Source organism: Flavobacterium flavipigmentatum, from assembly GCF_020911905.1.
GTDB classification, from domain to species: domain Bacteria; phylum Bacteroidota; class Bacteroidia; order Flavobacteriales; family Flavobacteriaceae; genus Flavobacterium; species Flavobacterium flavipigmentatum.
In genome coordinates this window covers 1,509,522-1,524,945 of sequence record NZ_CP087133.1, presented here as the reverse complement: position 1 = coordinate 1,524,945, position 15,424 = coordinate 1,509,522, and the positions used below count along the sequence as shown (strand labels likewise).

12 protein-coding genes are annotated in these 15,424 nt (G+C 33.3%); 4 read left to right on the top strand and 8 right to left on the bottom strand.

All coding sequences use genetic code 11. The features are described from left to right. The first annotated feature begins 10 nt into the window (after positions 1-10). Positions 11-496, top strand: a complete 486-nt coding sequence (locus tag LNP22_RS06995) for a C40 family peptidase (RefSeq protein ID WP_229975922.1) — start codon at positions 11-13, stop codon at positions 494-496. Positions 497-547: 51 nt separating this feature from the next. Next, a complete protein-coding gene (locus LNP22_RS06990; protein WP_229975921.1) occupies positions 548-2,584 on the top strand; it encodes a ComEC/Rec2 family competence protein in 2,037 nt (678 codons plus the stop codon). Positions 2,585-2,593: 9 nt separating this feature from the next. Here the strand turns inward: LNP22_RS06990 and LNP22_RS06985 are convergent, their stop codons facing one another. The 6 genes from LNP22_RS06985 to LNP22_RS06960 form a co-directional block, all read right to left on the bottom strand. Further along, complete coding sequence (locus tag LNP22_RS06985) at positions 2,594-3,043, bottom strand: thioredoxin family protein (RefSeq protein WP_210667097.1); 450 nt, start codon at positions 3,041-3,043, stop codon at positions 2,594-2,596. A 259-nt stretch (positions 3,044-3,302) separates the two neighbouring features. Further along, a complete protein-coding gene (locus tag LNP22_RS06980) occupies positions 3,303-3,761 on the bottom strand; it encodes a thioredoxin family protein (RefSeq protein ID WP_229975920.1) in 459 nt (152 codons plus the stop codon). A 233-nt stretch (positions 3,762-3,994) separates the two neighbouring features. After that, positions 3,995-4,462 (bottom strand): thioredoxin family protein, encoded by a 468-nt coding sequence (locus LNP22_RS06975; protein ID WP_229975919.1) that lies wholly within the window; start codon positions 4,460-4,462, stop codon positions 3,995-3,997. Between the two features lie 53 nt (positions 4,463-4,515). Further along, positions 4,516-6,000 carry a peptide MFS transporter gene (locus tag LNP22_RS06970; protein ID WP_229975918.1) on the bottom strand — a complete coding sequence of 495 codons (1,485 nt, stop codon included), beginning with the start codon at positions 5,998-6,000 and terminating at the stop codon, positions 4,516-4,518. A 1-nt stretch (position 6,001) separates the two neighbouring features. Next, a complete protein-coding gene (locus tag LNP22_RS06965; protein WP_229975917.1) occupies positions 6,002-7,870 on the bottom strand; it encodes a peptide MFS transporter in 1,869 nt (622 codons plus the stop codon). 37 nt (positions 7,871-7,907) lie between these two features. Beyond that, the gene (locus LNP22_RS06960) at positions 7,908-10,079 is read right to left on the bottom strand and encodes a S9 family peptidase (RefSeq protein WP_229975916.1); all 2,172 of its coding nucleotides are present in this window, start codon (positions 10,077-10,079) and stop codon (positions 7,908-7,910) included. A 183-nt stretch (positions 10,080-10,262) separates the two neighbouring features. On the opposite strand from LNP22_RS06960, the gene LNP22_RS06955 reads away from it, so the two are divergent. Together LNP22_RS06955 and LNP22_RS06950 are read left to right on the top strand one after the other, a co-directional pair. Next, a complete protein-coding gene (locus LNP22_RS06955; protein ID WP_229975915.1) occupies positions 10,263-11,561 on the top strand; it encodes a hydroxymethylglutaryl-CoA reductase, degradative in 1,299 nt (432 codons plus the stop codon). Positions 11,562-11,653: 92 nt separating this feature from the next. Further along, on the top strand, positions 11,654-12,574 hold the full coding sequence (locus LNP22_RS06950; protein WP_229975914.1) for a GYDIA family GHMP kinase: 921 nt from the start codon (positions 11,654-11,656) through the stop codon (positions 12,572-12,574). 22 nt (positions 12,575-12,596) lie between these two features. Here the strand turns inward: LNP22_RS06950 and LNP22_RS06945 are convergent, their stop codons facing one another. Further along, a complete protein-coding gene (locus LNP22_RS06945; protein WP_210667103.1) occupies positions 12,597-13,031 on the bottom strand; it encodes a hypothetical protein in 435 nt (144 codons plus the stop codon). Positions 13,032-13,323: 292 nt separating this feature from the next. Beyond that, the gene (locus LNP22_RS06940) at positions 13,324-15,423 is read right to left on the bottom strand and encodes a peptidylprolyl isomerase (protein ID WP_229975913.1); all 2,100 of its coding nucleotides are present in this window, start codon (positions 15,421-15,423) and stop codon (positions 13,324-13,326) included. Position 15,424: the final 1 nt, after the last annotated feature.

Below are 15,424 nucleotides of genomic sequence, written 5' to 3'. Positions count from 1 at the left end.
AATCTTTTTCTTGAAAAAACTATTATTTTTTTTGCTGGTAGTAACTATTTTTACGGCTTGCAAATCGACTTCAGTTACTTTAGATAAAAAAGAAAACAAGGTTGAAAAGAAATATATTGTCGATAATTTAATCAAGACAGCAACAGACAATATTGGTATTCGGTACAAAGCTGGCGGCAATACAAAAAATGGCTTTGATTGTTCTGGTTTGGTGTTTTTTACTTTTCAATCGGAGGATATAGTATTACCCAGAAGTTCTTTCGACCAATCAAAAATCGGGCAGGTTATACCATTTGATAAAGCCAAAAGAGGTGACTTAATTTTTTTTAAGACCAATAAAAGTCGTCAAATAAATCATGTTGGCTTGATTACCGAAGCCAATTCATTCGAAATAAAATTCGTTCATTCTTCTACTTCAAAAGGTGTCATTATTTCTTCGACTAAAGAAAAGTATTATCATGACTCATTTACGCAAATCAATCGAGTTCTAGAATAATTTATAAAAAAATAAATTATTTCTTACATTTTTTTAATACTTTTAATTCCTATGAAAGTATTAAACTTCCCATTGGCCAAAATTACCCTCAGCTTCGTTTTGGGCGTTATGGCTTGCTATTATCTAAAACCGTCACTTTATTTGGCTTTAGGCGCACTCGCTTTTTGTGTAACAATTTTGTTTTTTCTATATTTTTTAGTGAAGGACAAGAAGACCTTGCAAACTCATTTTGGCGTAAGTACCTATTTGACTTGCTTTTTTATCGGAATCACAACATTATTATTTCATAACGATTCGCAGCAAAAATCACATTATACTCATTGCAAAAAAGCTTTTGCAAAACCACAATTGATAACCATGACGGTGCGTGAAAAGTTAAAAAGTAATGACTACAACCAACGTTATATTGCCATAATAAAAAGGATAGAAAGCAACTATTATTCTGGTAGAATTATACTCAATATTCAAAAAGACAGCACGACAAACGAGTTGCAAATTGGAAATATAATTCAAATACAAACTACTCTGCACGCGCACAGTTTTCCTAAAAACCCCAATCAATTTGATTATGGTAGATACCTGATTGATAAGCAGATTTATGCACAAATTTACAGCGAAAAATCAGCCATAAAAATTAGTAAAACACTCCAAAAAGACATTTGGTATTATACCTCACAATTACATTCAAGGATCATTCATAATCTCGAAAAAAATCACTTTAGCACTCCGGAAATGAATGTAGCTTTGGCACTTATTTTAGGTCAGCGCCAAGAAATTGCTTCAGATATTATTCAGGATTATCAGTTTTCCGGAGCTACACATATTCTGTCTGTATCGGGTTTACATGTGGGCTTTATAATGCTTTTTATCACTTTTATTTTAAAACCAATTCCAAATAATCGAAAGGGATCTTTATTAAAATTAATTGCGATTATAGGCTCGCTAATCGTTTTCGCGGTTGTCTCAGGTCTTTCTCCATCTGTATTACGCTCGGTTGTTATGTTCTCCTTTCTGGCCATTGGAAATCACTTGCGCAGAAACGGAAACCTTTACCATACTTTACTGGTGTCTTTATTTTTGATTTTACTTTTTGAGCCTTATTTTTTATTTGATGTAGGTTTTCAATTGAGCTATTTAGCCTTGTTTTTTATTCTTTGGCTCCAACCTTTATTAAAACAATTTTGGAAGCCCAAAAACAAAATATCAGACTATATCTGGAATGTATTAACCGTTTCTATCGCCGCACAAATTGGTACTTTGCCGCTCTGTTTGTATTATTTTCATCAATTTCCAGGATTATTTTTTATCACAAATCTTGTGATTTCACCTTTTCTATCTTTTATAATGCTTGTTGGAATTGTGGTGGTTCTTCTAGCAGTCATTAACGCAAATCCGCTATTTTTGATTACAATTTTCGAAAAAAGCATTTATTGTTTAAATCAAATTATTCATTTTATTGCTTCATTTGATTTTTTTGTCATCCGTAATATTCATTTTAATTTATCTTATTTAATTATCTTTTACATCTTAATATTTGCCAGTATTCTTTGGCTTAAACAACCCACTTATACCAAATTATCGATGGTTTTATCTACTGTAATTGCATTGCAGATTGCTTTCATTCATACCAAAAAGAAAATAGATCAAACAGAAGAGATAATTGTTTACAACATAAAAAACAAAACCTTAATTTCTAAAAGAAACGGACATGAAATCACTCTCTTTGCAAGTGATTATTTCAGTAAAAAAGAATCTCAGGACAAAATTTTAAGCTCTTATTTAATTGAAAATTCAACTAAAGTAAAAGCAATTCATAAGATCAAAAATGCCTTGTTTTTTAAAAGCAGCAAGATTTTTATAATAGACAGTTCTGGCATTTATAAAAATAATATACAGCCTGACATCGTATTTTTGATACAATCCCCAAAAATAAATGTAGCGCGGATGTTACAAGATTTGCATCCAAAAATAATTATAGCCGACGCTTCTAATCGTTATGCTCTTCAAAAATACTGGAAGGCAACCTGCGCAAAAAAAAACATCCCTTTTCATGCAACTGTAGAAAAGGGATATTATAAAATTGAGTAGAACTTTCGTTTATTCCGGACGTAAAATAGCATTTGCTTCTATTATCCATGCTCGCACTCCACCTGAATTATACGGAACCTTGCCTAAAGCATTAAAAGTGGTTTTCATTTTTTTAATAGATGCAAGGGCTAGACATACTTGAGGCAATTCCTCTGTGCCAAAAGCATTTCTTATCTTAACGTTTTGTTCTCTCTCTGCATCAGAAATTGTAGTATTGGACAAATCAAGCTTTAATAAAATAACATTATCACGCGACCAAACAGCAAAATCTGGTGTTTTAAAAATATCATCTTCAAATTTTTGCGAGACACCGGCTGCAGTAAAATAAATGAGCAATGGTTTTTTTTGTTCATTACTTATTGCAATAGCATCGTTTAAGTTTGTTTTCCAAACCAAATTCTGCGACTTCATTACAAATGAACCGAAAAAAAACAGTAGAATGAGTAGTTTTTGAGTCATAAAAATAGGATTTGATTGTATTTATTTGGCCAAATTAACATAATATCCTCACTAAACAAATGAAATTAAGATTAAAATTTTAAAAAAAACACAATAAAAAGAAATTGATTAATAAAACAGCATAAAATTACTAAAATAAAAATAAAAGTTACTTTAAATAGCAAAACTATGATTATCCGATTATTTCAAAATAAAACCCTTTCTGCAACTTGTGCAAAAAGGGAGTCTACAAATTCAACTTAAAAACGTAATGTAATACTTATTCTGTATCGATAGGATGCAAAATAGAATTTGATTCGGATATCCAATATTTGGCGCCACCCGGTTTATAACCAATTTTTCCTAGAGCGGTAAAAGTGGTTTTGTTTTTTCGTACTGAAGCTCTCGCATAACAAACCTCGGGTAATTCATCTACTCCAAAGGCATTTTTTAATCTCAAATTTTGCTCTTTCGTTGTTTCGTCTGCATTAATATCTGATAAGTCAAGCTTTACAAGCACTACATTATCACGCGACCAGACAGCAAAGTCTGCGGTTTTAAATACTTCATTTTGCAAATCACTTGGGGCACTTGCGGCTGTAAATAAAATCAACATAGGTTTACCTTCTTCATTACTAATTGCCATTGCATCATCCATATTTGTTCTCCAAACTGGGCTTTGGGCATGCAGGCAGCAGGAGCCTAAAAAAAATAGTAGTATAAGTAATTTTTTAGTCATAACAATTTGGTTTTGGTTAGAATAGTTACAACGAAATTAACATTATATTTTAATTTTCCAAATTTATTTAGTATTAAAAATAAATTATATGTTTTTTTAAAGCTAAAAAAATATCAAAACAATAATTAAAGCACAATTAAACAACACTAATTATTCGAGTTTTCTTACGTAATGGGCAAAAAAAATCTCCTTATACTTTCATATAAGGAGATTTTTAAATTATGTATTTTTTTCTAAGATTTTTTTGGATGCACAATTTGCTCTGCTACTGTTAACCATGCTGCCGGTCCTCCTGACACATAACCTGTTTGCCCAAGACCTTTAAAATTTACCTTACCTTCTTTGCTTTCAGCACTAGTAAAATATATAGTAGGAAAACCCTGGATGCCAAAAGCTTGCTGCAATTCTGCATTTTGATTTTTAATTTCTGGTGTTTGGGCAGTTCTTCTTGGATAATCTAATTCTACCAAAATAACATTCTCACTTGCCCATTTAGAAAACTCCGGAGTCTTCAAAACTTCATTTTGCAAACGGATGCACCATCCACACCAATCACTTCCCGTAAAAAACAATAGTAAAGGTTTTTTTTCTTTATTACTTATTGCAACTGCTTCTTTTACATCTGTATGCCATTTTAACTCTTGCGCCTGCGCTACAAATGCTCCGACAAAAAACAATGTTATTAAAAATATTTTTTTCATAATCGTTTTAATTTTTTACAAATCTAAACAAAATTTGAATTGTAAAATGTCGTCTATTTTACTTCTTGCATTAATTTTCTAATAATTGGTGAAATTGCAATTAAAATTACTCCGGCAACAACAGAATAAATGGCGAGTTGATAATATCCTTCTGTGTAAGATTGCAGTTTAGAGACCAAAGTATCACCTGTATTTGATCTGGATATTTCGGCGCCTAGTTTTCCTGCGAACAATTGTCCGAACGCACTTGCCAAAAACCACAATCCCATCATCATACCAAATAACCTTTTTGGAGACAGCTTCGTGATAATTGACATTCCGATTGGGCCTAAACAAAGCTCCCCAATAGTGGTTATCAAATACGCAAAAGTAAATACGTTTAAAGAAGCGATACCCTCAGAATTTGCAAAGAACTTCGTGAGGTAGAAAATATAAAAAGAAGCTCCCAAAAACAAAAATCCAATTCCGAATTTGATTAAGGTATTAGGTTCTATCTTTTTCTTAGCCAGCCATAGCCACAACAAGCCAATCAGCGGACTGAAAACTACCACAAAAAACGTATTCGAACTATTGTTTACAATATTAGGATCTATGGTGAAAAATAACAATTGATTGCTCAGATTATCTTTCGCGAAAAGCGATAACGAACCACCGCTTTGCTCATAAATAGCATTGAATAAAAGGTAGAAAAACACAAACAAAAAGGCTGCAAAAAGCTTTTTCTGTAATCCTGTATCGCCCAATTTTATCAACTCGTAAGTAAAATACAGAACTGCAATTATTCCAATAGTGTACATGAAATAATCGGTGTAATCGGTATTTTTTACCATTATAAAAATAAACGGAATACTCAATAATGAGATTGCATAAACTGCAATTTCTCTGATTGTTCTTTTCTTAGCATCTAAGTTCAATAATGGAGAATCTCCAATTGGGCCAAGATGTTTTTTAGTGTATAAAAACGTAATTAGACCAAAAAACATCACTACAGCAGCCGATAAAAAGCATAATTGCCACGAATAATATTTTCCTAAATAAATACATAAAGCACCACCTAAAAGCCCTCCAACATTGATTCCGGCATAAAACATTCCGTAACCTGCGTCACGGCGACCGTCGCTTTCGTGATACAACTCTCCTACCATCGAGGAAACATTTGGCTTAAAAAAACCTGTCCCGATAATAGAAAAAGCAATTCCGTAGTAAAATAATTCTTGTGGAGAGAAAGCAATCAGAAGGTTACCTAAAATCATGACAATTCCTCCGAAGAATAAAGATTTTTTGAAACCCAAAACTTTATCAGCAAAAATTCCACCGATAAAGGTAAAGGCATATACAAAGGCCTGAATGGCTCCGTATTGTAGATTGGCCTGCTCATCTTTCAGAAAAAGCTGCTCTACCATAAAGAAAGTAAGTACGCCACGCATTCCGTAGAAGCAAAAGCGCTCCCACATTTCAACAAAAAACAAGTACCACAATTGTTTTGGGTACTTGCCTTTAAAATTTTGTATTTGTTCTAATGTTATATTGTTATCCATATTATCGAACTCCGTGCATCATTTTTTTCAAGAAAGGAGTCAAAGCGAATAAAACTATTGCTGCAAGACCTGTCAGAACAACAAAAACCATAAAAAATTCGTATAGATTGTGGATTGTAAAACCTGCGAATTCTGGATATGAAACTGTAATAACATTTTTTTCTTTAAGAATATCTAATTCTTTTACAGTAAACGTGGTGTCTTTTGCAGTAAAATTGTTTACAAATTTCACATTCGTCTTTTTAGCTACTTCTTTCTGACTTTTTATTTCAGCGATAGTTTCAATTTTTTTCTCTACATCTAAATTAAATTCTTTCGCTTTTTCCTTGTCAATTCTTGCTATCTGTAATTGCGCTAAAGCAAATAATTCGGCTCCATTTGCAACAGACTTGTTTTCTAATATCGATTCTAAATCTATATTTACTTTTTCAGCCGCTTTATATTTATCTCCAGTTGGAGGCAAAATAGAACCTAAAGTTCCACCCAAGGCATAACCTGAAGCATTAGACAAAAAGAAAACACCAAATAACAAAGAAGCAAAACGTTTTGGAGATAATTTACCTACCAACGACAACCCAATTGGCGACAAACACAACTCAGCGCAAGTATTTAGAAAGTATAATAAAATAAGCCATTTTACTAATAACAAACCTGAAGTTCCTATATAAGAAACCTGAGTAGCAATCATAAAGAAACTTACTGTAATAACTACTAAACCTATCGCTAATTTTACTGGTGATATCGGTTCTTTACTTTTTGCTCTTAAATAATCCCATAAAATACTAAAAGGAACCGCAAGAACAACTACAAATAAACCGTTGAAGATTTGAACCATTGACGGAGGCATTTGCCAGCCAAAGAAATTTCTATCGGTTTGGTTGTTGGCAATAAAAGTCAATGATGAACCCGCTTGCTCAAAAGCTGCCCAGAAGAAAATAATAAAAAACGAGACAATATAAATTACGATAATTCTATCTCTTTCGATTTTTGTTAAAGAAGAATCAGAAATGATCAATCCCGCCAACGCTAATCCGCTTGAGTAAATTAAAGTATAAATTAAATTTTGACCAACTACGTAGTGAAAAAACAAACCTAAAATAAAAAATGCAACTCCAGCCCCAATTAAAGCTCTATTAGAAAAATTGGCTTTCTGTGCCTCTCCTTCTTCAAAATCTTCGGCCACATTTTTAGAAGGCAATCCTCCTAATTCTCTTCCATCTGGCGAGACAACATATTTGTTTTTTAATACATAAAAAAGTAATGTACCTAAGAGCATTGCAACAGAAGCAGCCAAGAATCCCCATTTAAATGCATGAATATCTCTAATACCACCTGTATCAACAACATCACCTAATAAAGGACAAATAGACTGTCCTAAAAAAGCACCAATATTAATCCCCATATAGAAAATAGTAAAAGCGGTATCCAGTTTTGTCTTTTCCTGTTTTGGATACAAACTACCCACCATACTCGAAATGTTTGGCTTAAAGAATCCATTACCAAATACTATAGTTCCAAGTCCACAATACATGATAATCTTCGCTAAGCTTAAATTTGAATCAAAAATACTACCACTGGTAAACAACAATAATTGCCCGATCGCCATCAATAAACCGCCTAATAAGATACAATTTCTGTTTCCTAAAAAACGATCTGCTACAAAACCACCCAACATTGGTGTTAAATAACAAAGTCCCAAAAAACCTCCGTAAATCAGCGAAGCTTCTTCTTCTTTCATTAATAATGAATTCACAAGAAATAACGTCAATAAAGCTCGCATTCCATAAAAGTTGAATCGCTCCCACATCTCCGTTCCAAACAATACCCAAAGTCCTTTTGGATGCACCGTTTTTACTTGAGTTTCTTCCATATTATCATTATTTATTTAAGGTTAATTTAAAGTTTTATTATAGATTTTCTTTGATAAAGTTAGTCATTTTATTATAAAGCTGAATTCTCGTTGCTCCTCCATAAATTCCATGGTTTTTGTCAGGATATATCTGAGAGTCAAATTGTTTATTCGCTTGAATCAAAGCTTCCATCATTTGCATCGAATTTTGCACGTGAACATTATCATCACCAGATCCGTGAATCAATAAAAACTTCCCTTTCAATTTAGAAACATGATTTATTGGAGAATTCTGATCGTAACCGCTTGCATTTTCCTGTGGTGTCTGCATGTATCTTTCTGTGTAAACACTATCATAAAAACGCCAGTTGGTTACCGGAGCTACGGCAATCGCCATTTTGAAAACATCGTTTCCTTGAAAAATACAATTCGAAGCCATAAAACCTCCATAACTCCATCCGAAGATACCAATTCTAGAAGCATCAACATACGGATAAGCACCAATTACTTTTGCAGCATCAATTTGATCTTCTACTTCGTATTTCCCTAATTCTTTTTGAGTAACTTTTTTAAAATCGGCTCCCTTAAACCCCGTACCTCTACCATCTACACAAGCAACAATGTACCCTTGTTGTGTAAGTGACAAAAACCAGTAATCATCAGTATTATTCCAGTCATTATTAACTTGTTGAGACCCAGGGCCAGAATACTGGTACATGAAAACCGGATATTTTTTAGAAGGATCAAAATCTTTTGGTTTCAAAATCCATGCATTTAATTCGTTTCCTTTAGCCGTTTTTAAAACAAAAAATTCTTTAGATGGTAAGTTGTAATCTTTCAGTTGCGCTTTAAGTGCTTCGTTGTTTTCGATTACCTGTATCTCTTTTCCTGTCTTTGCTTCATTTAAAGTATAAGTTGTTGGTTGCGAAGCACTAGAAAAAGTATTAATGAAGAATTGGAAATTAGGACTAAAAGTAGCCACATTTGTTCCGGTGTTTTTAGACAAACGCACTTTGTTTTTTCCGTCTAAAGAAATGCTGTATATATCTCTGTTGATAGAACCATTTTCTGTAGATTGAAAGAAAATAGTTTTGTTTTTTTCGTCAAAACCATAATAGGAAGTTACTTCCCAATTGCCTTTTGTCACCTGGTTTTTAAGCTTTCCTGTTTTATCATACACATAAATATGGTTGAAACCGTCTTTTTCGCTTGTCCAAATAAAACTGTTGTCTTTTAAGAATGTCAAGTTGTCCGTAACGTCAACGTATGCCTTATCTTTTTCATTCAAAACCACTTTTACAGTAGCAGCATTTCCGTCAATAAACAACAAATCAAGATTGTCTTGGTGGCGATTTAAAACTTGAGCCGACAAAAAATTTGCGTCATTTGTCCATTGTAATCTTGCAATATAAAAATCGTTATAATTTCCTAAATCTACTTTTTTAGCAGTATTCGAAACCACATCATAAAGATGTAAAGACACTACTGAGTTTTTCTCGCCTGCTTTAGGATATTTGAAAGTTTCTACCGTTGGATACAAATCTTTATGAAACATTGACATCGAAAACTCAGGAACTTCACTCTCGTCAAAACGAATGTAAGCCAGTTTTTTACTGTCCTTACTCCAATCAAAAGCTCTTACAAAAGCAAACTCTTCTTCGTAAACCCAGTCGGTTATCCCGTTGATGATCGCATTTTTCTTTCCGTCTGTGGTAACGGCTGTCGATTTTTGCGAAGCCAGATCATACACATACAAGTTGTTTTCTTTAGCGTAAGCAATTTTTGTTCCGTCAGGCGAAAAAGTAGGCTCCTGAACCTGAAAATCAAAGAGCTTGGTTATTTTTTTTGAGACAATATCGTATAAAAAATAATCTGCGGTAAAAGAGTGACGGAAAATTTTATTTGAATTGCAGGCAATTAAAATCTTTTTTTCCGCTGCATCAAAAGCATAACTATCAATTCCGTTTTCTAGCTCTTTATAATTTTTACTGTCTACTAAATTGGTTACTTTTTTTAGTGTTGCAAAATCATACAAATCAATTTGCATGCTTCTGCTGGCCTGATCTACATTTAAAACAGTATACTGATTGGTGTTTTTTAACGATTGTAATTCGTCCATTCCTTTGGCACGAAATGCACCGCTATATATTTTTTCAACAGTAATTTTTTGTTGTCCAAAAACGGTAGCAACTAAAAATAAAAGTATTACAGTAATTTTACTTGTATTCATTTATGATTATTTTAAATATAAAAAAGAGTCCAATTTTACTAAAAAAATTAAACATAATACACATTTCAAGTGTTAAATGTTAAAAAAAATAACGATTGCGTACCTTTCAAAATTTAATATAATTACAAACAAAACCCTTAAATTGGTATCTTTGCGGCATCAATTCTATTTAAAATACTGAGAATGAACAACGCTGTTGCCGGATTTTCTAAATTATCCAAAAAAGAAAAAATAAGCTGGATTGCCAATGAGTACTTTTCAAACCCCGAAGAAGCACTGGCTATTATAAGAAATTACTGGAATTCAGACGAAAAACTCCAACAATTACACGATGAATTCATAGAAAACACAATCACCAATTTATACATTCCGCTGGGCGTGGCTCCTAACTTTTTGATCAACGGAAAATACAAAACCATTCCGATGGCCATCGAGGAAAGTTCGGTTGTGGCAGCCGCTTCAAAATCGGCCAAATATTGGGCAACACGTGGCGGATTTAAAGCGACTATAATCAACACTGAGAAAATCGGACAAGTACATTTTACATACAACGGTGATTCTCAAAAATTAGCAGATTTTTTCACTAACATTAAACCCAAATTTTTCTCAGACACGCAAAGCATTACCAAAAATATGCAACAACGAGGAGGAGGAATTCTGGATATCGAGCTTCGAGACAAACGAAATTTGCTCGAAAATTACTTTCAGCTTCATGCTACTTTCGAAACAAAAGATAGTATGGGCGCCAACTTTATTAACTCTTGCTTAGAGCAATTTGCCACTACTTTAAAAACAGAGGCACAAAATGCAGGTTTAGACCTTGAGGTCGTTATGAGCATTTTGTCCAATTATGTCCCTAATTGCATCGTAAGAGCCGAAGTTTCCTGCAATGTCGAGGATTTAACCGAAAAACACATTCCAAATCCACACGATTTTGCAGCGCGTTTTGTTCAAGCCGTACAAATTGCAGAAGTCGAGCCTTTTAGAGCCGTAACACATAACAAAGGCATTATGAATGGCGTTGATGCTGTAATTTTGGCTACCGGAAACGATTTTAGAGCTGTAGAAGCTGGCGTGCATGCGTATGCTGCCCGAAACGGTCAATATTCGAGTTTGTCGCACGCGAAAATTGAGAACGGAATTTTTACTTTCTCGCTCGAAATTCCGCTGGCATTGGGCACAGTTGGAGGCCTGACTTCATTGCATCCGTTGGTTAAATTATGTTTAGAAATTCTCGAAAAACCTTCTGCCGAAGAGTTAATGCAAATTGTTGCGGTTGCCGGTCTGGCGCAAAATTTTGCGGCTCTGCGCTCCCTAACGACCACCGGAATTCAGGAAGGCCACATGAAAATGCATCTCAATAACATCATCAACCAATTTGAAGCTACGGATGAAGAAAGAAATTTAATCAAATTACATTTCAAAAAAAATGTGGTTTCTCACAGCGCCGTAGTCGAATTTATTCAAAATTTACGAAAATAATTAGCCGAAGCTATTCCCGCTGTCCGTTATATCTTTTGTGGCTAACGCCGCCACAAAAGGATATCACTTCCATCGGGGCTAAAAAATAAAGCATGAAAAGAACATTTTACAGTAACGGAAAACTCTTAATTACAGGTGAATATCTAGTTTTAGATGGCGCCAGAGCTTTTGCCTTACCCACAAAATTTGGTCAGAATCTTGTGGTCGAAAATGGCTCAGAGAAACAAATACAATGGAAAAGTCACGATAGTGACGGAAAAATATGGTTTGAGGACACTATTTCATTCTCAGAAATAATTGATAATTCAAAATCAGAGGTTGAAACCGTAAAAACAACTTTAATCAACATTTTGCACGAGGCCTATCTTCTCCATCCTGATTTTATAAAAAATGCCGAAGGTTACAACATTACAACAGCACTTACTTTTCCAAAAAACTGGGGATTAGGCACTTCATCTACTTTACTTAACAACATAGCACAATGGTTAGCAATCGATGCTTATACACTGCTTAAAAACAGTTTTGGAGGCAGTGGCTATGATATTGCGTGCGCACAAAATAATACACCGATCGTTTATTATTTAGAAAACAATCTACCGGTAGTTGAAAAGGTCAATTTTGACCCTGAATTTACTAAAAACATATATTTTGTTTACCTCAATAAAAAACAAAGCAGCAAAGCCGCAATACATTCTTATTACACTCAGAAAAATAATAATTTAAAAGAAAAAATAATTGCTAACAACCAAATCACAACTGCTTTTTTAAGTGCAGAATCTTTAACGGAATTTAGAATTGCAATTGAGAATCACGAAATTCATTTGAGTACTATTCTACAAACAAAAACTATAAAAGAAAGCGAGTTCCCTGATTTTCCTGGAGCAATAAAAAGCCTGGGAGCTTGGGGTGGAGATTTTGTAATGGTTCTTTCTGATGAAAATCCAACTACGTACTTTATTTCAAAAGGGTACGAAACGATTATTTCGTACAACGAAATGATTTTAAAAAAATAAATTTAAGCAACATCAAGTACTGTTAAAAATTTACTCTTTTACCTTTTATAGGTTTAGGATCAAGGTGACGAATTTTTTGAGTTTCCTGACCGTTAGATTCAATAAGGGTATTGTGCAAACGTTCTGCCATTTTTTCTATACTATTGGTTATAGAATCATATACCAGTTCCATTCTTCGGTGTTTCTCTTCTTTTACTGCTTTTAAAACATCCTCAACAAAAAACTTGTCGTATTTCTCGGCTACAGAATCGCGAGTGTTAGTTAGTCGGATAACATAATCATTACTTAGTATCGTAACTTTAAAATGCTGTTCTTCGTTACTTAAATAATATTTACCTCCCAATTCATCAACATTGATGTCAGTACTACTAACTTTTAAAAGTTCCGTAATTATTCCAAAAATATGGTTCTCAATTTTGGAATATACTTTAGGTTTTCTTTTAAATAAATTAAACATAAAGTATATTAACTATTTGATTGTTAAAGTAATTTTTTACCATTCCCCAGTAATTTTTATATAATAATTTACACCAATCTTATCTGTTAAAATAAAAAGACTGGCAAATTAAACGCAATATTTTGGATATCACAAATTTTTTAAATTATATTTCTATTATTCCTATATAATTAGAGAAAAGGTATTGATATTTACTACAAAAAGAATTAAAAATATGATTTATTATAAACAAACAAAACCCGAAATGTTTTGAAAACATTTCGGGTTAAGCTATTGAAATTAAATTATATAACTAGTAATTAAATTGCAGTCTGTTATCTTCAATTTTTGCATTGTTTTTCAAAGCTGGCAACACTCTACTTGCATCAGAAGCACTTTGCGCTTTTAATTTATCAACGTATGGAGCATGATTAGCAATTGCTGGAGCCTTAACAGTACTAATGTTTTTTACAACATAAACACCTGTATTTCCTTCAATTGGGGCAGAAATCTTGTTAGCAGCCAAAGCAAACGCAGTTCCTACAACTTTAGGCTCTTGACCAACTCCACCTGGTAAAACAGCATTTTCTAACGTAACATTTGTCGCTTGCTGAACAGTTACACCAGCACTTTTAGCGATAGCTTCAAGACTAGAACCTGTCATTTTAGCTTTTAAAAGTTCTGCTTTTTTCTTGTTCTTCAAAATAGACTCTACATACGGTCTGGCCACTGTTACAGAAACCAAACCAGATTTGTTTTCACCTTTATATTGAGCGATTACATTTCCAACATTAGCGATTTCAAAACGCTTCACATCACCTTTACTGGTTTCTTTGTCAAATGCCCATCTTACAATAGCACGTTGGTTTCCTAATGGTCCAAATGCTTCATCCATTGCTTTTGCAGTTATCGGAGTAGCAACTTTTAAACCTAAAGCTTTTGCAGTAGCGTTAAAATCTTTATCAGCAGCATCCATTTCAAACTTAGTTGCCAATGCAAATAATTTATCAGAAGTTGCTTCTGAAGGCTCAATTTTTTGGGCAATTGTAGCCAAACGAATTCCGTCTTGCTTATCTGTAATTTTGATAATATGAAAACCAAAAGCAGTTTCAACTAAACCAACTTTTCCAATACCGTTTGCAAAAACAAAATCATTGAAAGGCTTTACCATTTGATTTGGTCCAAAATATCCTAAGTCACCACCTTGTTGTGCAGATGAATCATCAGAACTTGTAAAAGCCAACATCATAAAACTATCCGGATTAGCTTGTACTTGAGCAAGAATTTCTTCAGCTTTAGCTTTCGCTTCTTCTTTTGTTCTTTTTTCTTTTGCATTTGGTGTTTGAGAACCCTCATAACCAATTAAAATATGGCTTGCTTTTGCATTAACACCCGCTTTAAATCCTAGAGATTTAGAAATACAGTAGTATTTTCCAAAAACATAAGGACCATAAATAGCTCCAGGAGCCAAGCTAAACAATTTATCAGCATCAACAGCTGGTAAAGCATTTTTTGCTACATAAGTTGAATCATAAGGAACATCAGAATTTGCATTTACAAATTCAGCAATATTTTTGGCATTTCTAAAGCCAGGAACCGTATCGTTTTTACCCGTTTTAGCATTGTAAACAACACTTCCGTTTAATAATGACGTGATTCTAGATTTAATTTCTACTTCATCTTCTTTTGAAGGCTTGTCTTCAATTAAAACATAATTGATCTCACGAGTAGCATCCGCTTTGAATTTCTTCTCGTTTTTCTTCATGTAATCTACAATTTCATCATCTGAAATTTTTACATCACTATCTTTAATAGAAGAATACAATCCGGCAGCATAAGCAAAGTTTACTTTGTTAGCTTCCATTTCATATTTCAACTTTCCTTCACTAGCAGTTGTGTAAAGTCCAGATTTGATTAATGTAGTGTAGATTTGATATTTTGCGTTTAATGCAGCGTCTTTTTCTTTTTCAGTGATAAATTGAGCTGCTTCAGGATTTGCTTTAAAATAATCTTTGAATTTTGCAAGATCAAACAAACCAGCAGCGTTTAAGAACATTGGATTTTTTCCGATGTTTGGATCTGCCTTTAGTACTTCGACAAGGTGCTTTTCACCCACTCTTAATCCTAATTTATCAAATTGAGTTGATAATAAAGCGATAGAAACCTCTTGATCCCAAACTCTATTTGCAGCTTCTGTCGAGGTAATTCCTTGACCACTTTTTTCAACATTACTAACTTTAACTCTAAAGTCTTCAAATGAAATATCTTTTCCATCGATGCTTCCCACATCTTTTGAACTTTGACTAAAAGTACCGCTATTAAATAAATCTTGTATTATAAATGCAAATAATGCAAGTGCAATAACTCCTATCAATAATGCGGAACGCTGTCTAATTTTTGCTAAAACTGCCATT

Excerpts from the sequence above, each read along its gene's own strand:
- LNP22_RS06970 (WP_229975918.1), bottom strand. The coding sequence starts at position 6,000 with ATGGATAACAATATAACATTAGAACAAATACAAAATTTTAAAGGCAAG.
- LNP22_RS06975 (WP_229975919.1), bottom strand. The coding sequence starts at position 4,462 with ATGAAAAAAATATTTTTAATAACATTGTTTTTTGTCGGAGCATTTGTA.
- LNP22_RS06990 (WP_229975921.1), top strand. The coding sequence starts at position 548 with ATGAAAGTATTAAACTTCCCATTGGCCAAAATTACCCTCAGCTTCGTT.
- LNP22_RS06980 (WP_229975920.1), bottom strand. The coding sequence starts at position 3,761 with ATGACTAAAAAATTACTTATACTACTATTTTTTTTAGGCTCCTGCTGC.
- LNP22_RS06945 (WP_210667103.1), bottom strand. The coding sequence starts at position 13,031 with ATGTTTAATTTATTTAAAAGAAAACCTAAAGTATATTCCAAAATTGAG.
- LNP22_RS06955 (WP_229975915.1), top strand. The coding sequence starts at position 10,263 with ATGAACAACGCTGTTGCCGGATTTTCTAAATTATCCAAAAAAGAAAAA.
- LNP22_RS06965 (WP_229975917.1), bottom strand. The coding sequence starts at position 7,870 with ATGGAAGAAACTCAAGTAAAAACGGTGCATCCAAAAGGACTTTGGGTA.
- LNP22_RS06960 (WP_229975916.1), bottom strand. The coding sequence starts at position 10,079 with ATGAATACAAGTAAAATTACTGTAATACTTTTATTTTTAGTTGCTACC.
- LNP22_RS06940 (WP_229975913.1), bottom strand. The coding sequence starts at position 15,423 with ATGGCAGTTTTAGCAAAAATTAGACAGCGTTCCGCATTATTGATAGGA.
- LNP22_RS06950 (WP_229975914.1), top strand. The coding sequence starts at position 11,654 with ATGAAAAGAACATTTTACAGTAACGGAAAACTCTTAATTACAGGTGAA.
- LNP22_RS06985 (WP_210667097.1), bottom strand. The coding sequence starts at position 3,043 with ATGACTCAAAAACTACTCATTCTACTGTTTTTTTTCGGTTCATTTGTA.